Annotated in this window: 16 protein-coding genes; 12 read left to right on the top strand and 4 right to left on the bottom strand. The window is 59.2% G+C overall.

The features are described from left to right. Positions 1–1,259: 1,259 nt before the first annotated feature. The 6 genes from HLH36_RS16520 to HLH36_RS16495 all read left to right on the top strand — a co-directional run bounded on the left by HLH36_RS16520 (position 1,260) and on the right by HLH36_RS16495 (position 9,633). Positions 1,260–1,820 carry a hypothetical protein gene (locus HLH36_RS16520; protein WP_182987419.1) on the top strand — a complete coding sequence of 187 codons (561 nt, stop codon included), beginning with the start codon at positions 1,260–1,262 and terminating at the stop codon, positions 1,818–1,820. Beyond that, a complete protein-coding gene (locus HLH36_RS16515) occupies positions 1,820–2,995 on the top strand; it encodes a hypothetical protein (protein WP_246376984.1) in 1,176 nt (391 codons plus the stop codon). The genes HLH36_RS16520 and HLH36_RS16515 overlap by 1 nt, the downstream gene beginning before the upstream one ends. 1,130 nt (positions 2,996–4,125) lie before the next feature. Next, complete coding sequence (locus HLH36_RS19925) at positions 4,126–4,689, top strand: BAR domain-containing protein (protein ID WP_246376983.1); 564 nt, start codon at positions 4,126–4,128, stop codon at positions 4,687–4,689. A gap of 4 nt (positions 4,690–4,693) precedes the next feature. Beyond that, positions 4,694–7,003 (top strand): DotA/TraY family protein, encoded by a 2,310-nt coding sequence (locus HLH36_RS16505; protein ID WP_182987417.1) that lies wholly within the window; start codon positions 4,694–4,696, stop codon positions 7,001–7,003. Between the two features lie 18 nt (positions 7,004–7,021). Next, positions 7,022–7,513, top strand: coding sequence for a hypothetical protein (locus HLH36_RS16500; RefSeq protein ID WP_182975549.1), 492 nt, complete (start codon positions 7,022–7,024; stop codon positions 7,511–7,513). Positions 7,514–8,025: 512 nt separating this feature from the next. Further along, positions 8,026–9,633: a Fic family protein gene (locus HLH36_RS16495; RefSeq protein ID WP_182987416.1), complete on the top strand. Its 1,608-nt coding sequence runs from the start codon at positions 8,026–8,028 to the stop codon at positions 9,631–9,633. Positions 9,634–9,689: 56 nt separating this feature from the next. Here HLH36_RS16495 and HLH36_RS16490 read toward each other — a convergent pair whose 3' ends face one another. From HLH36_RS16490 to HLH36_RS16475, 4 genes are all read right to left on the bottom strand, one after another. Then, on the bottom strand, positions 9,690–9,908 hold the full coding sequence (locus HLH36_RS16490) for a hypothetical protein (protein ID WP_246376982.1): 219 nt from the start codon (positions 9,906–9,908) through the stop codon (positions 9,690–9,692). Positions 9,909–10,429: 521 nt separating this feature from the next. Further along, positions 10,430–11,461, bottom strand: coding sequence for an Abi family protein (locus HLH36_RS16485; protein ID WP_246376981.1), 1,032 nt, complete (start codon positions 11,459–11,461; stop codon positions 10,430–10,432). A 74-nt stretch (positions 11,462–11,535) separates the two neighbouring features. Next, complete coding sequence (locus HLH36_RS16480) at positions 11,536–11,748, bottom strand: hypothetical protein (RefSeq protein WP_182987414.1); 213 nt, start codon at positions 11,746–11,748, stop codon at positions 11,536–11,538. Positions 11,749–12,002: 254 nt separating this feature from the next. Further along, entirely contained in the window at positions 12,003–12,923 is a 921-nt protein-coding gene (locus HLH36_RS16475; RefSeq protein WP_182987413.1) for a DsbC family protein, read from the bottom strand. Between the two features lie 124 nt (positions 12,924–13,047). On the opposite strand from HLH36_RS16475, the gene HLH36_RS16470 reads away from it, so the two are divergent. From HLH36_RS16470 to HLH36_RS16445, 6 genes are all read left to right on the top strand, one after another. Then, the gene (locus tag HLH36_RS16470) at positions 13,048–13,524 is read left to right on the top strand and encodes a hypothetical protein (protein WP_338030481.1); all 477 of its coding nucleotides are present in this window, start codon (positions 13,048–13,050) and stop codon (positions 13,522–13,524) included. A 227-nt stretch (positions 13,525–13,751) separates the two neighbouring features. Further along, positions 13,752–14,255: a transglycosylase SLT domain-containing protein gene (locus HLH36_RS16465; RefSeq protein WP_246376980.1), complete on the top strand. Its 504-nt coding sequence runs from the start codon at positions 13,752–13,754 to the stop codon at positions 14,253–14,255. Between the two features lie 389 nt (positions 14,256–14,644). Continuing rightward, positions 14,645–15,991, top strand: a complete 1,347-nt coding sequence (gene repC, locus HLH36_RS16460) for a replication initiation protein RepC (protein ID WP_182987412.1) — start codon at positions 14,645–14,647, stop codon at positions 15,989–15,991. Between the two features lie 139 nt (positions 15,992–16,130). Continuing rightward, the gene (locus HLH36_RS16455; RefSeq protein ID WP_182987411.1) at positions 16,131–16,610 is read left to right on the top strand and encodes a hypothetical protein; all 480 of its coding nucleotides are present in this window, start codon (positions 16,131–16,133) and stop codon (positions 16,608–16,610) included. A gap of 104 nt (positions 16,611–16,714) precedes the next feature. After that, positions 16,715–17,071: a hypothetical protein gene (locus HLH36_RS16450; RefSeq protein ID WP_182987410.1), complete on the top strand. Its 357-nt coding sequence runs from the start codon at positions 16,715–16,717 to the stop codon at positions 17,069–17,071. Between the two features lie 228 nt (positions 17,072–17,299). Next, the coding region (locus tag HLH36_RS16445; protein ID WP_182987409.1) for a two-partner secretion domain-containing protein at positions 17,300–23,095 on the top strand (5,796 nt) is incomplete at its 3' end.

Here is a 23,095-nt window from a genome sequence, read left to right as displayed (position 1 = left end):
CTACCAGTGGCACTTCGTGCAATTCGGAGCTGACCAAGCCTGCTGTAATGCTGTCGTCGACGGTCTTTTGCATTCTGATAGAAGATGGTCCGCGTGATCTGGCAGACTCTCTCTATCATCTGTTCGGCGAGTACTTGGCTCTCGGGGACGTCGAGCGGGTTTCCGCTGGGCGCCGACTTGAGAAGGGTCAGGCCCGCGCGGCTAGGCAGCCCAGCGCGTTGGGCTGCTGTTTTGATCGTACCGACCGGAAGCCCGAGATAGTCTGCGATGTACGTAGGCGAGTACAGACGTTTCCACAATTCCGCGAGATGAGTAAGCGCCGCACTGTTCCAGATCGCCCGCCCAGATCGAGTCCGTGGAATGAGCGATTTTGGACTGGACCGCGATGCCTCTTGGTTGACAGTGATTCGCAATTGTGCGGGGGGGGGGGGGGGCTTCAATAGCAGAGGCGGCGTCAGCCGCCCGTCCGCGCAGCGGACGCCTTAACCCCAGCGATCGTGCTTTTGCACGAACGGCGCTTACGGAACGACCGAGGTCTGTTGCTATGTCCGTTACCGGCTTGGCCGTCGGGTACACGCGCTCAAGTAAATCCTCCTCGTCGCGCACCCAGAAGCGTGTCGGCTTCCATTCGTTGTGCGTATAGTGCGCGCTTGCGCGCCACTCGCCAAGGGTCTCGTATAATGTCTTGCTGAGATCAGCGGGTTCGGGCGGCGGCCCAACCTTTATCGGACGCCTGTAATAGCGGAAGCAGACTGCGCTCTGCAGCATCGACCCTCAATCCCTGGTGTTCGAACGGTGTGAATGTATCCTTTCGATACAGCATAGTACAAAATGTTCCGCAGTTCGCCCTATTTTTAACACTATGTTTAGATGTGAGGGCCTACAACTAAATGGCGCGTAACTGCCAAAAATACCCGCTTATGGCACCCACGCATATCAGATATGCGTAAATCGTCCACCAGCGACATGCCATTCCCAAGTGAGCGTGCGCGCTCCGAGTTACACACGAGTTCATTATTCTCTCCACGAACAAGCAGATTCAGGAAGCGAGCCGCCATAGTCAGTTCGCGGCACATTTTCTTGCTGGGGAAGGGCTGCGCGATGTCGAACGAAGAGCGGGAGAGTAATGACCGAGAGAACGACAAGAGGCCCGATTGGCTGACCTATAAACACGCCCGGCAGGCGTTGGCCCAGCCACGGCGGGACCTTATGCGATTTTTACCACCATCGAGACCGGCCCCCGCAGGAATAAAAGAGCCATGAGGACTTTCGCGAGGGCGGGGTTAACAATCCTCATACTGGCGTCTTCTGTTACCCCAGAGGTGGTGCGTGCTGATGACACGCCTGCCGGGTGCGAGGCCCTGGTACAGGCGGCGGCGACCGGGATCGCTGCCGACCTCAAGGCGGATGACGCTACGATCCATCAACCTCAGTCGGTAACCAAGTTCACCTGTCTTGGGAATTTCTTTAACGGTATTGGACTCGATGTCCTTACCAATGGGATCAATATAGCGAGCATTGCCCAGGCTGCTATGGGTAAAGTGTGTTCGGAACTGACGTCCGAGTGGGAGAGCCTGCAAGGCGCCGCCCAGTGCGGCTTGTCGGTCACCGGGCTCGACACGAATTTCAACCTCGGCCTGGGTGCTGGCAGCTTCTGCCCAACTATCAATGTCGGCGGTGGCGGTGACAATCTTCTCAGTGCTGGCATGAATGCCTCGGGGAATGTTTCGTGGGATGTCTCTGGGCGAACACAGCTTCCCGACGGATATTCCCTTGCTTTGATTGGAAGTAGCACCGGCTATTCTACGGTGGAACGGTAATGGAGCGTCTTACCAAGGTATTAATGAGGATTTTGGCTATTCTTACGTTTTCGTTCGTAGTTGGCGCCATAGGCGCCCCCCGTCCAGCCTACGCGCTGTTTGACAGCGTGCCGATCGTTAACGCGATAGTTACGATGCAGGGGGTACTCAACGGCACGCTCTCGGCATTCCAGAATATGGTGAACCTAGCGCTGGGTCAGATCAATGGGGTGCTTGGGCCAGGGTTCTCTCAGCTCAGTAATTACATGAAGGCGCAGGTCGGGGCGCAAGAACAGATTGCCGATGCAACTAACATGGTGAATGCGCGGCTGGCGCGCGAGGTGCGAAATTCCGAACAGCGTAACAATCATGCTGTAAACCGGCAGGACTGTCTGAATCTCGAAGGCGGACAGGCCGCCGTCGTGGCGGCGAGGAAGGGTGACGATGTAGCGGCTGCCCTCGATTCCGGCAAAAGCGGGAGAGCCGAAGCTCACAAGGGTACGCCAGCATGGGAGGGGGCCGGGCAGGCACAGCAGGCCGCCAACAATAACCATTTCAGTCTGTATTGTTCAGACGCGGAAGCGGATGCCGGCGTCTGCACGCTCGCGTCCCAGGAGCAAAAGGACGCGGACCAGAACGCGAGCAGCCTCCTCACGCCGCCTGTCTATGTCGACAAGCAGGCAATTACGCGGGCGAATGACTATGCCACAACGCTGATCCAACCGTCGCCTCCGGCAGCTCTGCGCGGGAGCAGCCTTACGTCCATTGAGGGACAAGGTTCGCTTCCTGGGCGCAGGTCATACAACGCGGCCATCACATTGGCGGAGCACGTCACCGATGGCGTCCTGGGTTGGCACGCGAATACCGTGTCGCTGAGTTCCGCGCAGAAGGCGGAGGCAACACGGGAAGGAATAACGAATACCGATGCCGGCAGCGAATACGAGGCGACTGACCTCGAGATAAACCGGAAATATAGTGGTACGGATTGGCAAGCTGACCTTCAGGCAATGCCGGCGCCAAAATCCGTTCTCGTTCAGATTGCGCTGCTCGATGCTCAGCGGAACTGGATTCTCTGGCAGCAATACAAGCTGGAGCAACAGCGCGCATTGATGGAGGCAACAAGGCTCTCCATCGAAGCCGAGCGCCGTTTACGACCGGTCACGCCGATGCCGGTTCCAACCTCAACACTGAATTAGAGGACTTCGTCATGTCGGAAACAGGCGTAGCCGCATCTGGGCCCCTTGGAATGGCGCTGGCAGCGCTCGACGCGCAGCAAGCTCGCGTGCCAGAGGCGGAGCGCGGGCTCGGAAAAGAAGTGGCCGATTTGCGAGAGCGGCTGAAGGAGAACCCCCGCCTGGAAAACGACGCCCGTTTCACCACGGAGGTCGCTTGGCTTGTCCAGGATTGGAAGGCGCTTAGCGGCACTGGGGAGGATCCGAAGATTTCCCCGCTCCTCGCTGCCGGTCTCCGCAGCTTCGCGACGGACCTTCCCGGTCTCGAGAACGAAGAAATGAAGGGAATGCTCCGCAAGGCGGGTGATCTTGAGGATCGCTCACTCGCCCGAGACATCAGGCAGCAGGCGCTTCAGGTCGCAGAAATGACGCCGGAGGACCAGGCGTCGATTGCGGCAGCAAGGATCGCCGCAGTGCTTGACTACCGCCTCGGTCGCGCGAACGCTGCACCTGCACCTGCACCTGCACCTGCACCTGCACCTGCACCTGCACCTGCACCTGCACCCGGAACTCCGCCCGAGCAGGCAGAGGCCTCCGTGCCACGTTCCCAGCCGGAGAATGGTCCGCTGAGCGGCGGGGATGGGCAAAGGCCGTCTGAAAGCCCGGCGGCTGGCTTTGCGGACAGCGATCCCTATCCTCCATCGGGAGGGGCGGCACCTGAAATGCCTCCAGGTGAGGAGGAGGCGTATTTGCGCTCACTCGGCGTTGAGGCCGACCAAGGGCGAAGGGCAGAGCGTCGTTCGACAGACGGAGGTAATCGAACCGCGAGGCCCCTGGATGCGGAAAGTCCAACTGGCACGACCCCTGATAATTTCAACGGCGCGGAAGGCCCTGAGGCACGCGAGCAACGTGCGCGCCTTGAGGAGGACCATAGGGCGACGACCGCAGAAGACAGCAGGCCGTCGGAGGCCGTGAGGCCGGGTCCCTCCACACAGAATAGTGGCGGGCCCGGTCGAGACCCCTTGTCCAGGGAGGGAGATTACGAGTCCGGTCCCGCAGCGAAGAGCCAGCCCAGCACGGAGCCGACTGCAGACAAAGCAAAGGCGCACGCCGCCGTTTTTGGGGGTGCCGTTCGCAGTGCATTGGGAAACTTCATGGCCGATCGCCGCGAGCAAAGTGACGCGCGCCATCTCGAAGGACGAGCCCGCAAAGTTCGCGACGCTAGCCGGGCGGTTGAAGAGGATCTCGGAGCGCTGAGGAAGGTAGGGCGAGATTTCTTCGAGGCGTTCGACGAGGCTACCGCGAAGGAGGGCGCCAGTGTCGAGAAGGTAATTGCAGGCATGACCGAGAACGGGGCGTATGGGGATCTGAGGAAGCAATACCACACTGCGCTCGATCAGACGCCCGGCTTCGCTGACGCCTGGGAAAAGCTTAGGAAATCCGCGGGGCGGCTTGGGAAAGAGGCGGAACTTCTCGCATCCGATGCATCCGTACGCGGGGCCTCCGGCGACGCTTCGGTGAAGGCGGCAGAGGAAGAGGCCGCGAAGGTAGGACACAAACTCGAAAAATTACCGGGCCACGAGCCTGGAAAGGATTTTATCAAGGAGGTCGGCGCTGCGCTTGAAAGGCTGGTGAACCGCTTCCGCGATTTTTTTACAGAAGACCGAAAGCGGACGAGGGACCGGACGCCCGATAACAGCCCCAGCCCTGGGGCCTGACCAAATGGGCCTGTTGAGAGTCGAGAACCTCAAAAAAGGCGCCCGCCACGGTGTGATCGCCCTCGCGATGCTCTGCGCTCCTTTCGGAACGGCGTTCGCAGATACAGACCCGTCCTCAATTTCCTGGAGCGACCTTAGCGCGGGGGACGATTGGAGCGCCCAAGTTCTGGACTCTCTGTTCCCAATGACATCCGGCGGCTCAACGGCAGCCGGCACGATGCTTCAGTACATTTCTGCCTATGTGATGCTGATTGCCGCATTCTGGATCACATACGGCTCCGTCGTCCAACTGCATAGGACCGCAGAGTCAGGCAAGATTCTTTCGGCGCACTTTTCTGGCTGGGCGCCGATACGGATCGTGATGTCCGTAGCGCTCATGGTCCCCGTGGCATCGAATAATGGGTTCTCCGTGGGCCAAGCCATCCTTGTTCAGGACCTGGCTAAACCCTCGATCGGCATGGCCAGGAATCTTAACAACGTGGTGGCGAAAGCGGTTGGCCCTGACGCACTGCCAATTGCCGAGCCAATTATTCCCGGGACACGTCAGGTCGTGATGGCGGTCATGGAGAGTGAGTTGTGCCGCGCACTGGTTGGGGCCGCGACCCACAACCCGCTCGTCGCGCCCGAGCCTTCGGTCGTCAACCCGGGGGGCGGAGCCGCGGTAACAGTTGATTATAAGCTGTCATCGGGGAACGCGAGTGGCACTTCCGTCTGCGGGAGCATCCGGGTGAGCATCCCGAGCCAAGAGGGACAGCACGCGCTTGGGACGACGATCGATCTCTCCGACGTGTCCGCGCAACAAGTGACCGCGCTCAAAAGCCTCATAGAGGCTGTCCGACCGCCGATGGAGACTCTGGCCACGACGTTGTGGCAGACCCGTGATGCAACCGCGTTGCGAGCCATGGACGCGGTCCTGGTGTCCGCGAACACAGCATATTCGGCCGCGTTAACCTCTGCCGCAAGCACAGCCGTAAGCAAGATCCGAGCTCAATACTCTGACGGGGCGTCCTCCACCACCGATTCTGGCTATTTGGCGATGAAAAACCTCGGCTGGACAGGGCTTGGCGCCTATTATCTCGAGATCTCGCGGCTCAACTCTGAAGTGCTCGCTGTGGCGTCGATCGTCCCTTCGGTGACTCACCCTAACTGGCAGGGGCTCGGTCACGATTTAATGCTGGATCTCGCAGCTTCCGCGGATGCCATCGAGCGGTACCAGGCGACTGAAGAAAAGCAGCTTGCAGCCGCTGACAGTCCGAGCGCTCCCAATGGGGCCATGCGCCTGTATCACAATGGGGAGATCCCAGACTCTTCCGAGAGCGGGTTGGACAAAGCCCTCCAAGCGGTTGGCGTGTCGAACGGCTTGATGACGTTGATTGTGAATCATCTCATCTCACCTACGTCGGGCACGGGTTGGACCGACCCGCTCGGCGCGATGATAACCCTCGGGCACATTCTGATTCACACTGCGCTGGCAATCATCGGGGGCGCGGCAATCGCCAGTAGCAAGACTGCTTCCGGTCTGGCGACTGCCGCGAACCTCGTGACGGGTGACCTGCCTGCGGCTGCTGCCTCTGCCACCACATTTGCATTGAGCGGGTTGATCAAGGCGCTACTGACACCGATTTTCGCGGGCGCCTTTCTGCTGCTCGGTCCTGGGATCACTCTCGCGTATGTGCTGCCAATGACGCCCTTCGCCTATTGGACAGTGGGTGTCGCGGGTTGGTATCTGGTCGTCATCGAGGCTGTTGTCGGGTTCCCGCTTTGGATGCTGGCTCACATGGTATTCAAGGGCGACGGTCTGCACGGTGGCGGCCTGCGCGGGTATGAGGTTTTGTTCACCATCATCTTCCGACCGGTGATGATGATCGCAGGTCTTATCTTCAGCTACACAGTGTTTGCGGCCATATCGTGGTTGATTATGAAAGGCTTTACAGTAGCAACCGGCTTCGTGTTCGATCATGGGTGGCTTCTGGACAATATGATCGGTCTGATCGTGCTCCTATGCATGTTTGTCACGATGGAAATGAGCCTCGCGGTCATGGCATTCCGGCTGATCTCAACATTGCCGCATCACATTCCAGCCATGGCCGGCATGACCAGCATTGGCCGTGTCGATAGTGACGACTTCTCCGACAAAAGCACTGGGCAGGGTCTTTCCACGCCCACGGAGAAGGCCGCGGGCTTGGCGAGAGACACAGCGGTTGGCCTTGGAAACGGAGGCAATGGTCCGGAAAACATAGACAAAGCCGGCGCCCCCCCTGTAGATTCGGCGACGAGGTCGCTGATGATGATCGCTGGCCAGGAAGAAGAGTAGGTTTAAGGGATCCGGCGCATGGATATGCTTGCTTACGACAAACTGGTTCGGATTACCAAGGCGACGGAGGCAGCTGCGTCCGCGATGGCTCGTGCGCAGAAACAGGGGGTGGCGGTCCCGCTCTCTCAATATAACGAACTTGCCGATATGTATAATAGTCTCGTTGTGAAATATAATGCACTGTATCACGAACGCGATCGGCAGAAAGAGAAGTTGGCCGAATGGATTGAATATGGCGACAAGACTGCCGCCCGCAGGGACGAATTAAAGGAAATTGCGCAGAACTCCCTGCGCCGAGAGAAAACAATTGCGGAAGAGCGGGATGCGTTGAGGGAGCGCGCGAGAGCCCTAGCGGAAACGTGCGACGACTTGACCGCCAAATACCAAGACCTGTGCACCAAGGGTAAAAATTGGGCCGACATGTGGAAGGCCCGAGCGGAGGCGGCTGAGAAGGAACTGGCCGATCTCAAAAGCGCGACTAAGCCCGTCTCGCCGTCCAAGGCAGCATAATGCACTGGTGCCGCGTCTCCGCAGTAATTGTCCTTGGGTTGGGTGTCGCAGGATGCGCGCACGGGAACATACGGTCGGTCGCCTCTTACCATCCGCCGCCTCCGCCCCATGTGAAGCAACCCCTGTTTGACCCATACGCGCCGTACGGCTCCACACCGGCGGTGTGGCGGCCGGCGTTGGCCTCACGGGCCGGGACGATCGTCAAACCGAACGATCCAGTGGACCAGGCCGATCGGCCAACCTACGAGACCAGTGCCTGGTCGATCGATCAGAAAGCTGCGAAGGCCGGGACGTTCTGAAGCGGCCTGTTCAGGGCAGGACGTAGGCCAGAAGGCCGCCTAAGGCGAGTGCCGCGCATCCCAAGCGCAGGAAAACAAAGCCGAAGAGGTTAAATTCGATCACCCCCACATCTTCTCTTGCATCATTTTTGTGTCGGAGAGACCATTTTTCACCATTTTTGTGCTACACTTACCGTTCTTGGGCAAGGTGGCCCGTTTTTCACAGGTGGTGGAATGGCTGGCGCAGGCACGACTTGCGGGGGGCTATGGCTCGCAGAGACTTTCAAAGCAGAGCCCTTTGGCGACCTGGCAGTGAGAAGTTATATCGGAACCAACCGCCGCACGACAGACCTCGGGCCCTATATCACCGAAATCTATCCTCCCCAGATGTATCCCGGAGACGGAGCGGCCGACCACCTTCAGTTCCACATCCGTCATGAGCCCATAAACTTAGAGCTGCTCTCGCGGGTCTTCAGCGTCGCAGGTCCCCGGTTCGTCCAGGAGTGGGTGAACAGCAAACCCACAAGTCAGTACGCCCGGCGCGCTGCGTTCCTGTACGAGTTCCTCACTGGCGAGGATCTCCTTCAGCCGTCGGGCCTGCGAGGATCTTACGTTTCAGCGCTCGACAGCGAAAAGAATCTGTCTGCGAATATAGTGGGAACGGAAGACCGCATCTCGAAATGGAAAGTCATCAATAATATGCCCGGGACGAGGTTTTTCTGTCCGGCAATACCTCTTTCCGAGCGCCTTATGGACGCATTTAATTACAATATTTCACGTCACTATGATGAAATTATTGAGGAATTCGGGGCGGAATTGCTCTCCCGTTCTGCATCATGGCTCACAACACGAGAAAGCCGGGCAAGCTTCGCCATTGAAAAGGAGTCTGGAGAGACTAACCGCATCCAGCGTTTTGCCCAGGTTATCGCGACGTGGACCGGTCATGATGGCCCGCCTGCCCATGGAAGTGACGTTCCAGACGGTCGCAAGCCGTACGCAAGCATTCTGTCGGAGCAGAGACTGTCCAGGCTTCAGCAAGCCATCCTAGGCGACGCTGCTTTGCTCCCATCCTGCGGATATCGAGAGTCTCCCGTTTTCGTGGGCCAGACATCCCACCACTCGCAGGTCGTGCACTATTTGGCGCCCCCGGCAGAAGACGTGGCGGTCATGCTTGAGGGCATTGAGACATTTCTAGAGCGCACGCAATACCAGTCACCAGTCATGCGAGCCGCCATCGCATCTTTCGGGTTCGTTTACGTCCACCCACTCATCGATGGCAATGGCCGCGTGCACCGGTTTCTTATCAATGACATTCTGCGTCGGGACGGTGCGACCACGGACGACGTCATTCTACCTGTGTCCGTCGCTATTAATGACGACCCAACCAGCCGCCGTGCCTATGACGACGTCCTGGACAAGATTTCCAGCCCTCTGATGAATCAAATTAGGCCACACATCTCGTTCGCCGCAAAGCCGACAACGTATCCCGACGGCATGGAATCAGATCTCGTCTTTTCTGAGGACGGCATGGCTAGGCCGACCTGGCGATATGCCAACTATGCTCCGCATGTCATTTACATGGCCGATGTGATCAACACCACCATAGTCCATCACATGCGGGCTGAGGCGGTTTATCTCCGCAGCCACGATAACGCCCGGCTAGCCCTGAAGGAGATTTGCGAGATGCCGGATACGCTGGCGGACGAGATAATCCGCTCCGTGACGGGAAACAGTGAAGACAGCGTAGGCAGGAAGCTGCGTCGCGACCATTCGCAGGTAACGGATGAGATGTGGGCGTCATTCGTGCAGGCCGTCAGAGATGCCTTCGCGCAGAAGAGGTAGCCTCCACAGGAGCGACCTCCCCGGCGGTTCAGCGTCACCCTGGCCCGGCCGGCAGCTTATGACAGAGCGCGGATCACCTCATCCCCCGCCCTATTATAGCGCACCAGTTCCCGGTGCCCGTCCGGGTACTCCTTGATCAGCATCTCCGTGGGCGTGTCATCCGCGCGATAATAGATGGGGATGCCGGCCGCCAGCGTGTCACGCGCGGCGTCGCCGAACTGTTCCAGTGTGCTCAGATCCCGCCAGATGTCCTCGTTTACGTCAACAGACGCCAAGGTTTGGCTCTCCATCGCCCCATCTCCTCCAGAACCAATTCTCGCACCATTCTTAGCAGCTTTACGCCCGAGAAGACATCTGACGATCGGCCGTTGATAGGACAGCCGATCTCTGGGATTTTTTACCTTCTCGGTAGGTTCTGACGGAAGCCGGAACAGCCGCGGTGGGCGAATGTGATCGTAGGCACCTTGGGCAGCAAAAAACAGAAGCCTTACACTCAATCCGGTGCGTTTCGTTCATTCCGGCCAGAGGTCGCGGTCGTCCGAGGGGAACGTGAAATGGCTCCCACTCCGGCCGGCGTGCGCCTGCCAGTTTGGGGAGACAAATGGCAGGAACTGGCCTCCAAGCGCGGCGCCGATCGCGATGCGCATTATGCGTGCGGGGGCGAAGATTTTCACGGCGTCGACCAGGACCGGGAGGTCAAGCCAAGCTGCACGACCCAAGTGTGTCGGCGCTGCCGATGTGGCCTGATGTGCTCTCTAGAGGTCGACGTGTCCTCATACCGTCGTCGTTTTCCCGCTCATTGCCAGATATCGAGGTCGCCCCATTGGCCGAGAAATCCTCCTTGTTTGGCGTTTGCAAGAGGCATCGGCGGGAAGTTGATCCAGTGCACCTTTAGGCGGTGGCCCCAAGATGTGCCTGCGCTGATCTCCTTGAGCAGATAACTCGCCACGGCAGCTGCACCATACACACGGGTTCGACGGACGACGTCCGCTCCAATGTGAACGACGGTAGCCGCCTCTTGAGGCTGCGGAACATTTGGCTGATTGATGATTGGTGTATTCCAAAGCCGAGAATGGTGGGCACAAATGTTGCGGACGAAGGCCAGGCACCTGATCCAGCTTACCAACGTATCGGGTAACAGGCCGTATCGAGATGCGATATCAAAACGATCTTGCAGATGCGCCATTTCCAGAAGCCAGGAGAGCGTTCCGAAATCCCACGTCTCGACTGCCATCCAGATCGGCAGCGGCGAATTGTATGTTGCGAAGAACTGCCTTACCCAGTCCTCCTTTGAGCGCCGGATGGACTGATTGGCCTTGTCGAGCCAGTTTTGATGACGTGTGCTACCTTGAAATGCAGCGTTCGCACGTCCGGCGTCGAGGAAATTTGGCGTCAGGTGTGCCCATGGATCACGCTTCCCAAGGGCGTGCGCCAAGTCCACACGCAACGCCACCTCGATCCGCTCGATCGCATCCAGGAAGAGAAGACGCAACTGCTTGTCGAATAGATATAGCTCGACAGCGTGTCGAAATTCTGCCCCGGATCGAAACTGATCGGCAAGAATGGTTCGTGAAGGATGGCTTGGATCAGTGCATCTTTGCTGAAATGGCGCCCAGTAAGGTGCCAAACGCCCGTAACCAATGCGCTGAAGGTGGTGGATCGCCTTGGCCCGGTTTGTTACCTCCAACCCCCTACTAATCAAGAGATCAACTTGATCGGTAAAACTCAGGTGAGGTTTGGTATAAGGCGGAAGCATGAGCCTAGAAATAAAGAAGGCCGTTCCTTGATGGCGAAGGCGTATGCCAACGACAACAGCGGGAACGGCCATGTTGAGACGTTTCTAATCATAGACACCTTCGGCGTCAAGAGCAGAATCCGATCGCTCCATGCAGTGCGCTTCGTTCATCGCGGCCAGACGTTGCCGCCGTCCGAGAGGAAAGTGGAGAAGCTCCCGCTGCGGCCGGTGCGCGCCTGCCAGTTCGTGAGAGCAAACACCAGGAACTGACCGCCGAGCACTACGCCGATCGCGACGCGCATGATGCTTGCGGGGGCGAAGATTCCCACGCCATCGACAAGGACGAGCCAGCACCAGCAGGCAAGGTCAAACAGCACCAACGTGGCGAAGAGCCTGCCAAGAGTCCTGCTCCGGGCCCGTACCGGCGTAAGGCGCTGAATCGCGTTCTGGTCCCCTTCCGTTTGACCCGGGCCCCGAGCTTCAAGAGTGTCATCGACGGCCAGCGTTGGCGCGTCATAGACTCCGAGCAGTCCGCCTTTCGCCGTTCGGTACGCCGGTCTGAGGGCCATCGTGAAGGGGCGGGCGAGCCAGCCGACAACGCCGGCGACGCCGCCCCGGGTGCCGCTCCGCCGCCTCACGACGGCAGGCTCGCGAGAAACTGCGCAATATCATCCGGCATGCCGGTTTCCTGGCGCGAGGTACCCGTCTTGTCTTTCCAAATGAGAGTGGGCGTTCCGCGCATTTTCACGGCGTGGGCCGCGGCCAGGTTCAGCGTCAGTTCCGCCGAGGAGGCTGCGTCCGGCTCCTGGCCTGGGACCGCGTGTCCGACGTCGCTGATACGGCGCCACGCGCGAGCCATTTCCTGTGACGGCGCGGATAGCATCTGCATTGCGGCTGGTGTGCTTGCGCCGCCGTTTTCATGGTCATTGATCGCGACAGGGACGAGCGCGAGTTGGAGCTTCCCGCTTTCAACGTAGGGCTGAAGGGCTCCGAACGCTCGGGTCGAAAACGGGCATAGGGGATCGATGATCATATAGACGCGGGGAGCATTCTGCCGGCCGTCCACGCCAAAGTGGGCGGCTGCCAGCCGGGCCACCGGATCCACGACCGCATCGGAATGTGGGAGGTCGTCGTTCGCCGAAGAAGAGGGCAATGACGCCGGTGCCCAGTGGGCGGTTGGGATCGCTCCCGGTATCTCTGCGACCTGGGCACGAGTGACGTTGTGGCCGCTCGCATCCCACATGACGCCGCCGATTTCTGCCTGGTCATCCGGGGTAAGGTAGAAGACCCGGAATTGATCTCCAGTCCGCGCGAATACGCCTCGTAGACCATGCTCCTCTTTCAACCGGTAGAGGACCGCGCCACGGCTCGTGATGCGCGTGAGGGCAGGTGATGCGGCGATCTCCGCGGCCGTAACGCGGGGCGCGTCCGTCAACAGGGGGGGCGGTTGAGTGATGGCTCCTGTGGCGATCGGCTCCGGAGTGGGGCAGGCGGTGCCGGCGATGGCCACCGTCGGGACACTCGCGATAAGTGCTGCATAGGCAAGGGTTCGCATTGCAAAATTCCTCCTTGCGGTAGCATGCCGCGGCTGTTTGTGACCGGGCGCATGGCGCTCGTGCGCGCAGTCACAAACGTGACGGGCATGGTACGCACGACAGCAACTGCGTGAGAGATTCCCCGTGTCCCGTTTCATTCTATTCGTGGCCTTGGCGGGTGCGCCGATCCTCTGCGGCGCGCCGGCTCATGGTCAGCACTTGTCCCCCGAGCAACTGGATCGCCTCTCCCAGGAGCGGCAAAGCGAAATCGGCCCGCGAGACTGGGGGACGCCACCCGCGAACGGCAAGGCGGCAGTAACGGTAGCCAAGCCCACACCCGTCCCGACCAGGTGCATGAGCCCGGCGCACGACTTCGAGCCGCTTTTCCAGGAGCCGCGTGCCTCGTCGCAGCGTGTCGGGTCTGCAGCACCGCAGATCGCGGTGACCGACGACGTGCAAGCCGGGTGGCGGAAGGTACTGCGGCGAGGGACGAACTACGCGTGGCTGCCGGACGCGGATGTACTCGACTATCGGCCGCTCGTGCCTTCGAACCCGACACGCTGTGAGGTCGCCGGCGAGGGGAGTGACGGCCGGGTGTTGTTCACGCACCCTAAGCTGTGATGGGTGCGCCCTTCTACCGCGTGGTCGTCGGCGCGGTCTTGACCGGGCAGTTGCTCCATGTCTCCCCGTCTGCGGCGGCGATACCGGAGCAGGTGGTTCCGGCATATCCGGAAATTGGCGCGCCAACCTTCACCAGTCCGGGGGGGAGTGGTACGTCCAGCAGCGGGACCTCGGGGACGGCCACATCCTTTGATGGTGCGTGGGGCACATCGGACGCGTACGAGACGATGATGGCGCAGACCTACGGCGCTGATGCGGTTGCGGCCGCGCAGGCTGCCGGCATCAATCCGGACACACTCGCTGCGTTCGGGCAAATCGAGAGCCATTTTCAGAACGTCGGAAACGGTTCGTCGAGTGCAGATGGCGTCTGGCAGGTCACGGACGCGACCTGGAACCAATACGCTTCGCAATTGGGCCTCTCCGACGCGGACCGCAGCGATCCGGCGACGCAGGCGAAGGTGGCTAGCGCAATTATCAGTGACTATGCCAGCGCGGTCAGTAGCGCCACCGGAGGTACCGCCACTGGGGCCCAAGTGTATGGCGCCTACATGTTCGGAACGAAAGCCGGCTCAGCGATTGCAACGGAAACGGATGCAGCGACGCCGCTCAGCACGTTTGTTTCTGCGAAGGCGTTAGCGGCCAACAATATGACGGGATGGACGGTTGGCCAGTATGAGACGGCCATTTCAACTCGCATGGGCAGTGGCGCCACAGAGGCCGTGATCTCGTGAACAACGCTGAGCCAAAATGGACACAAAATCAAGGGTTTTTGTCATCAATTCTTCGTGATTGTCCGATTCGGGAATTGTTGCCCGACGGAAAGGGCGGCAGCGTGCAGTCACATCCGTGCTGCCATATGGCGCGGGCATCGCGATTCGCTTTTGGAGGCTCAATGCACTGACAAACGCCAGATAAAAGAAAACCCTGCCTCCCCCGATCGCCAAATCGGAAGAGCCAGGGCCCCAAAACCAAACAAACGCTATCAATCAAACAAACAAAGCAATTTGATTGATAGCGCCAACTCCCTCGGTAACGCAAGCGAAAATTGCGAGCGGGAGTGTTTTGTCCGGGGCCTGGCACGGGAGGCGAGCCTTCCAACAGCCTCACCGCGGATCATCGAATGGATATCCCTGAAAGCGGGCGCGAGCCCGCGCTCCCACCGTCGCGCCAAGGGCGACGCCGGTTTACCCCGTCCATGGCTGCCGCCCAGGACGAACTGAACGGTCCTCCGCCGGCTACGCCGTCGAAGCGAGACATCCTGAACACGCTGAAGTCGTTAAGGGGTCAATTGCCTGTCAGTCGGCCCGCTACATCAACGCTGATCGCGATGATCGAGAAAACCCGGCCGGATGATTGGGAACCTCTCGAGACGCCGTTCATTTACGCCCACAACACCACGCTCATGAGCTGGACCGGGCTTTCGCGGACGGCGCTCCAGCGCCACATTCGGGAATTGGCTGACGCAAAGCTCCTGGTCGCCCAGGACGGGCGTAACGGTCAACGGGGCCGCCGCTGGCAGGGGGCAGATGGAGAAGTGCGGGTAGGATTCAACCTGTCCAGCCTGCGCTTTCGATGGCCGGAGTTAGTCGAGCTTTTGGCAGACGCGCGCCGGCGCCGGGAACGGGTTTCCTTCCTTTGCGGGGCGATAGCGGATCTCAACGATCTGGTGCGTGCAAGCGCCGAGAGAGCCGGTCTGGAGCAGATTGCCAGAGACGCCATGCGTCTTATGCGTGCTCGACTTCGGACCACCACAATTTCCAGGCTCGAAGCTTATCATTCAGAGATGGTTTCGCTTCACCAGGCGGTCGGGGACGCCGCTGGCGACATCGCTGTGGATAACCGTGTTGAATCATGCGCTTACACACAAGAAACGGAGCCCATGGGTCCTGATTTCGGTGCCCACTATACAGATACAAAAAACAATCAATCTCTAAATAAAGTAGTCCCTGTAGCGGCCGACGGCCGCAATCGCATTGAAGCAATGCGGAGTGCGAAATCAGACGTTCCGGCCGACCTAAATCGTGTTGACGATCGCGCGGCCCTCAGAGGATTCAAAGGCACAGCGTTGTTCTACCTGGAGATTTGCAGTCGTTTACGTGAGTTTTGCGTCTCGGCTCGGCCCAGTGCTGATGAGCTCGTCGTCGCGGCCGGATACCTATCTGGCGAAATAGGGGTTTCCTACCACGCCTGGACGCAAGCACGCGCAGTGCTTGGGCCCCTCCAGGCCGCTATCGCGATCATCATCATGGCCGCACGCCTTGAACGCGGGGCAGTCATATATCGTCGTGACGCTTACCTCAGAGCCCTCACCGAACGCGGATGCCGAAGCCAGCTTTACCTGGATCGCAGCTTGTATGCGCTCCGCGATGCTCGAGCCCGTGAGCTCGAACCGGCGCGCCTGGCGAAAGAGGGCAGTCACTTGTGCCACGGTCTCCCTCAACCGGAGTTACAAATGCCGCGCAGATAATGTTTTGGACGCCCATTACTGATCGGATTTGCGGACGATGGCCTCACTCGCGAGCATTCGCTGCCTACCAACACTTTTTTTGTCTCTCTTGGCGGCTGGGTGCGGCAATTCCGGAACGTTAACGCCGGGGAAAGACCGCATGCAGGCCGTAAATGCGGCTTTCAGCCCCACAGAGACAGGCCAGAAAGCCGGGCACGAAGGGTCGCTGGGTACCTTCTCGATCAGCCTTCGTGGCGGAACAGAAACACGTTCTCTGGTCGTCTCGACATCGGGCACGCCGGTGCCCTGGTCGCAGTTCACAGAGATCCCTTATGTCGGCGAACTGGACGTTCGACCGGGGAAACCGCCGGTGTCGGTCGGGAAAATCTTCCACGATGGCATGTCAGGGACCGTCAGCGCAGTGGTGGGCACGAACCATCACGTCACATTGAGGGTCGATTTGACGGACGAGGCCCTCTTAAAAATGGACCGCACAACCCTCTCGGGCGTCGGTACAATAGATTGTCCGGTGTCGCGGGACTTCGAATTCCACGGCGTCATCGACCTCGCAGATGGTGAATCGGCGACCCTGGGCACCTCTGGAGAAGCCGTCTGGACCGTGTCGTGGAGGTCCTTGTGAGGACCGGACGAAAGACGACGAAGACTATGGGCGAGCCGGCCATTCAGGAGCAGAATGGATCTACCCGACGCTCACCGAAAGCACCTTGGCGCCGTCGAGCGCTAGTGGACGCCTTCTTCATCGCTATTGGCTCTTTCGGTGGCGGCATGTTGGTCGGGCTGCAGGTAGAGTACAATCTCTCCCGCCAAATGGCTCTGCTCTCCCTCGAAAGCCGCGTCGCCATCGACGTGCGATGCGTCACCGAGGTGCGGGCCTTCCGAGAGGCCATCCAGGCCAACCTCTCTCCCACGCAGCGAGAGACGATTCTTGCTCGCGTCAAGGCAGGGACCAGGTCGCCGCAGGTCACGGGCTCACAACGCGGGATCTTCGCCGCAGCGATTTACGGTCCCGACCCAGCCCTCGCGAGGGCCATCCGAGACGACATGAAGGAACTGCTGCCAGATAGGAAGCCGACGCCGTGAAACCCCGGACTGACATATCGCAGCGACGCCTTCTGAATCGCTCGGCGCATCTGAGGGGCGCAGTTCAGCCGCTACCTTAGTCGTTCCGAAACGCAGATGGATCAAAGCCGCGAGAGCTGTGATAACAGGCGGTAAATTGACGGGCGAGCTCGTTGCGGCCAGCAGAAGAACCAGAGTTACAAACGCCCACGCGATAATCCAGGGAAAGGAAATCGCGCGGGACGGTCGATGAAACTCTCTCTCAGGCTACTGGTCGGCTACACGATCCTCACGCCGGTGGCGGCGCTGGCTCAGGCGTTACCGGTCGGGGGTAGCTTCGTAGCGGGCGCCGGGCATATCGATCGATCGGGGTCTGGAATGACCGTGACCCAGTCGAGCGGGCGCGGAGTCATCGACTGGCAAGGTTTCTCTGTCGGCAGCGGTAAATCTGTTCAGTTTAACAACGGCTCCGGTGCAACGCTCAACCGCGTCACAGGCGGACAGATGTCCGAAATCGCCGGCAAGGTGAACGCGACTGGATCGGTTTTCCTGATTAATCCGAACGGAGTGGTCGTGGCGCCTGGCGGCCGCGTAGTCGTCGACGGATCCTTCACGGCCTCGACCCGTGACACGAGCAACGAACAGTTCATGTCCGGCGGACCGGTGACATTGTCCGGCTCGTCAAAGGGGCAGGTCATCAACAAGGGCGCCATTTACTCGAAAAATGGATCCGTGACCCTCTTCGGGCAATCCGTCGCCAACAGCGGTCAGATTCAGGCGGGCAACGGCACTGTCGCGATGGTCGCCGGCGACTCTGTGATCCTGACTGAGAAGAATGAACGCGACGGCATTTTTGTCAAAACAAAGTCGAGGACCAAGGGAGATGTAACGAACTCGGGCCGCATAGAAGCGGCGTCGGCCGAATTGAGATCCGTGGGTGGAAACGTATATGCGCTTGCTGGAAACCACGAGGGTGTGATCTCGGCAACCGGGGTGGTTGACGGCTCCGACGGCGTTTACCTTACGGCGGACGAGGGAACTGTCTCAGTCTCCGGCAAGGTGGCGGCGCATACAAGGGGCGGTGCAGGCGGGACGATCGTCGCAAACGGACATGATGTCGAAATTGGCGGAGCGGCTACGTTGGACGCGCGCGCCGTCGATGCGGCCAAGCCTGGCGGAACCATTTTAGTTGGTAGCTCCGCCAAAGGAGGCCACCAGCTCGCTACGAAGGTAAGCCTCGACAGCGGGGCGAAGATACTGGCCGGCGAGAGCAAGTCTGCGGGATACGTGGAGACGTCGGCGCGCAGTTTGACAACTGGCGCGATCACCGTCCGCGCTGGTGTCGGAGGAGAATGGCTGACCGATCCGGACGACCTGACGATCGACAGCGCCGCTGCGACCACGATTTCCTCAACGCTCAATACCGGCACGAACGTGACCGAGCAAACGACGAGTGCGACGTCAAGCGGCGTTGGCGTCATTGGAACCGGCGGAACCGGTGCGATCAATATCAACGCGCCGATCTCATGGAGCAGCGGAGCTGCGCTCACGCTGTCCGCATATGGTCAGATCAATTTTAACAGCGGCGTCACCGTTCAGGGTGCCGGGGCAGTCGCCATGACTGCACAGGGCATCAATTTCAATTCCGCGACCCTCACTTACGCGACCCAAGACAGCGGTTCCCTCAGCATCAACGGTAATCCCTTCACACTGATCTGGACACCGGCGGAACTGGAGACGGTTGCCCCGAACGGACTTTACGCGCTGGCGAATAGTGTCGACCTCAGCAGCATTTCCAATTTCATCCCGATCGGAAATTCTGTCGCATCGGGATCTCCGGCCTACACCGCGTTCAACGGTGCTTTCATGGGGCTGGGCAACTACATCAACAATCTGACCATCAATGATGGCCAATATGCCTATGTCGGCCTTTTCGGGCAGGTCGGATCGCAGGCCAATATCCAGGCCCCGAGGCTCAGTAATGCCAACATCACCGCCACCGCATCAGGCACAAGCGCCGGCGTGCTTGCCGGGAGCAGCGCCGGAACCATTATCGGGCTGTCGGCCTCCGGAACCGTCACCGCCAACGGAAATGCTGGCGGTGGGCTGGGACAGAACTCCGGGAACGTCTGGTATAGCTCCGCCTATGGAACGGTGACGACGACCTCTTATACACAAGCCGCGGCCGGCGGTTTCGCGGGCCTGAACACAGGCGCCCTGAATAACGTCAACGCAATCGTCAATGTCAGTAGCCCAGTAGTTTCCGGAGGCCTCGCCAACACCGACAACCTCGGAGGACTGGTTGGGTCCAATGTCGGCTACATTACGAACGCCCTGGCATATGGAAGCGTCACGAACGGCCAGGATGTCGGCGGCCTGGTCGGATGCAACAACTGCAACCAGCCCTCGACAAACGGAACGATCACCAGTTCATCCGCAAGTGGAAACGTCAGCAACGCATCTGACACCTTTAATTCGGACGTTGGCGGCTTAGTCGGTTATAACTCCGGCACCGTCAACACATCCTTTGCCACCGGCAACGCATCGATTACAGGTGGAAACACCGGATCGCTCCAATACAACAATGCTGGTGGCCTAATCGGCTTCAATGTCGGCGCGATTTCAAACACATACGCGATCGGAAGCGCCTCCATTTCCGGACCATCAACAGAAAACAAGGCCGGCGGCCTAATCGGTGCGACCGGAGTATCCACGAACGGGACGATCTACACGCCAGTCAGCGTTTCCGACTCTTTCTCGACCGGAACGGCCTCCGCGACAACGGCCGGCGGCGCGTTTGGCTATTCCGACGGAACATCCATCTCGAACGTCTACTACAATACGGATACATCGGGACAGTCGGTTGGGGTCTCGAATGGCGTCTCCACCGGTGTCACAGGCCTGACCACGAGCCAGATGACCGCAAGCTTACCCTCCGGATTCGACCCAGAGTCCTGGGGGAATCAGAATAATCAGACGACCCCCTATCTCACAAAGAGCGACCCGAGCCAGTCGATACCTCAGACTGTCTACTTCGGTAGCTCCGGCAGCTTCTCTGCCACCACGCCCGTCAGCTTGATCTTCTCGGCCAACAGCCTTTATCTCATCTCAGCCAATCTGAATGGAAATTTTGCTCTCGCGAATGATATTGATGCATCAGCGATTGGACTGTTCTCCGCGATAGGAGGAGAATCCGAGTTCCATGGCACGTTCGATGGCCTCGGGCACACAATTTCGAATCTGGCGCTCAATCCGTATCTTCCTTACGTCGGCCTTTTCGCTCAGAACGCCGGATCGATCACGAATGTTAATTTCAACAATGCAGCCGTATCTGGAGCAACAGCATCCAATGGCGTTGGCGTTGTGTCCGGCACCAACTCCGGGACTATTTCCAATGTATCTGCGACAGACATAGACGTATCAATAAGCGTTGCGACCGGCTTCAATACAAGCTCCAGTGCCCCGTGGAGCGATAGAACTGAGGTCGGTGGGCTTGTAGGAATCAATACTGGATCTGTCAAATATGCTTCGGCCGCAGGTACACTTTCCTTGGTTGGAAACGCCAGCCTTATCTCCGATGTAGGCGGCTTAACCGGCGCCAATAGCGGCACGATTTCATCAGCATACGCCAATACCGCCGTCTCAACCTCTGGCGCTCAATCTGGAGGTGTCGGAGGCCTGGTCGGCTGGAATGGATCTTCAACGGGCATAATCACGAACGCATACACGACAGGAAGCGTCGGAAGCACATCCACAGCTACAATGTCTGCCGGCGGCTTGGTCGGAAACGAATGGAGTTCTCAAGGCGACGTCTCTAACGTTTACGCAACAGGCTCCGTGAGTGGTCCCTCGGGAATGTCCGCTGGCGCGCTGTTTGGAACCCTACAGACCTCAACCATCACTTACAATAACGCCTATTACAACTCGGCGCTTGGCATCAGCCCTGTTGGCAACGGAGATAACCACGGAACAACAGGCACGACCATTGCAACCCTGGCCGAAGCACTGCCTGCCGGGTTTTCGGCGTCGATCTGGGGAAACCAAAACGGCGAAACTCCATACCTACTTGGGATCGCCGGGAACCAGCTTGGCTACTTTGGCGCCAGCGGGACTTTTGCTGCGACAACGCCCGTCTGGCGCGTTCAGTCCACCTTCGGCCTCCAAAGCATCAATGCCGCCCTGGCGGCAGATTACGTTCTGGTTTCCGATATTGATGCCACCAGCGTGTCAAATTTTGCGCCAATCGGCGGCACATCAGGATATTCTGGTATTCTCGATGGACAGGGACATGCGATCTCGAACCTGACGATCGATGACTCTACAGACGCCTATGTCGGCCTCTTTTCTCAGCTATCCGCCACAGGGAAAGTCTCCGGTCTCACCCTGGATAATGCCAACATTTCATCCACACTGACTGCAGCCAACATTGGGGTTGGAGCGCTCGTTGGCTGGAACAAGGGGGAAATCGACTCCTCATATGTCTCTGGCACCATCAATGCCAATGACACCAATACAAATTACTCCTCAACAACGGGATACGGCCCGCTCGTAAGCATCGGCGGCCTCGCCGGGCGCAATAGTGGATCAATTCATGACTCGCACGCCTCGAATGCCATATCATCGACCACAGCCTATGATGGCACGAATGTTGGCGGCTTGGTTGGCGCCACTGACGGAACGATCTCTCAATCATCCGCTACTGGAAATGTGTCTTCTCAGGCGTCTGCAAACGTCGGCGGTCTCGTAGGATACACCGGGAGCGCATCCTCGACATCGACTTCGTATGCGGCTGGCACCGTGACGTCCGCACAGTCCGGCAATATCGGTGGTTTTGTCGGCTATTCAGGTGGCACCATAACAGATTCCTATTCAACGGGATCAGTGGCTGGCGCCTGGACGCCAAGCATCGGTGGCTTCGTCGGTTATAATGTCGCGACGGACAACACGATATCGAACTCATATACATCGAGTTCTGTAACGAGTGCGACTACTCAACAAGCGAAGATCGGTGCGTTTGCGGGGAGCGATTACGGAACAACGTCGAACGACTATTTTGATTCGACGACAGCGCTCTCCCAATTGGCCACGGGCGCAGGGACATCGACGGACGTAACCGGCCTGACAACGGCTCAATGGGCATCCGGGGGGTATAACCTTACCGACGGGGCATGGGTATCTGGAATTCCATATCCGGTGTTATCCGCGCTGCCATACAAGATCATCGACGTTAGCGGGACCCGGGTTTACGGATCTTCCGACGTATCCTGGTCCAACGCGGGCAGCAATCTTGATTCGCCCGTCTCCGGATATCAAACTCTGGCCACATCAACATCATCGGTCGGCTCCTATGCGGCATGGGGAACCGGTGCCACCAAGGCTGGATATCAGATCACATACGCTGGGACGAACACTGTAACTCCGGCTCATTTGGTCATCACGGCAGGAAATCTGTCCAGCGTCTATGGAACGACTCCGAGCCCTTCGGCCACGAATTACTCAACCAGTGGCCTCGTCAATGGCGATACGATAACGTCTGTCCGGATCACGACGGCGGCGACCGGATCTGTGCCAGTCGGTGTTTATCCCGTCGGGGCGGTTGCTGTCCGAGCAACCATGGCCCAGGGAGTGGGCCTCTCGAACTATGCGATCTCATACGTACCAGGCACGCTCACCATCAATCCGGCCTCGTTGACGATCACCGCGCTCAACCAAACCAGCGTTTACGGCACTACACCAAATCTCGGAACCTCAGCGGTTTCATCGGTCGGCCTGGTCAACGGCGACACCGTCTCCGCCGTCACCCTGGCCACGGCCGCCACGAGCGCCAGCAGCGTCGGCGCCTACGGCATCACCGCCAGCGGGGCGACCGGCACGGGCCTGTCGAACTATGCCGTCACCTATCGGGGTGGCACGCTGACGATCGACCCGGCCGCGCTGACCGTCACCGCGCTCGACCAGACCAGCACCTACGGCAACAGCCCCGCCCTCGGCAGCTCGGCCTTCAGCACGACCGGTCTGGTCAATGGCGACAGCGTCTCCGCCGTC

The organism is Gluconacetobacter aggeris (genome assembly GCF_014174395.1).
GTDB lineage: Bacteria > Pseudomonadota > Alphaproteobacteria > Acetobacterales > Acetobacteraceae > Gluconacetobacter > Gluconacetobacter aggeris.
This window is presented reverse-complemented; position numbering and strand designations above follow the sequence as displayed.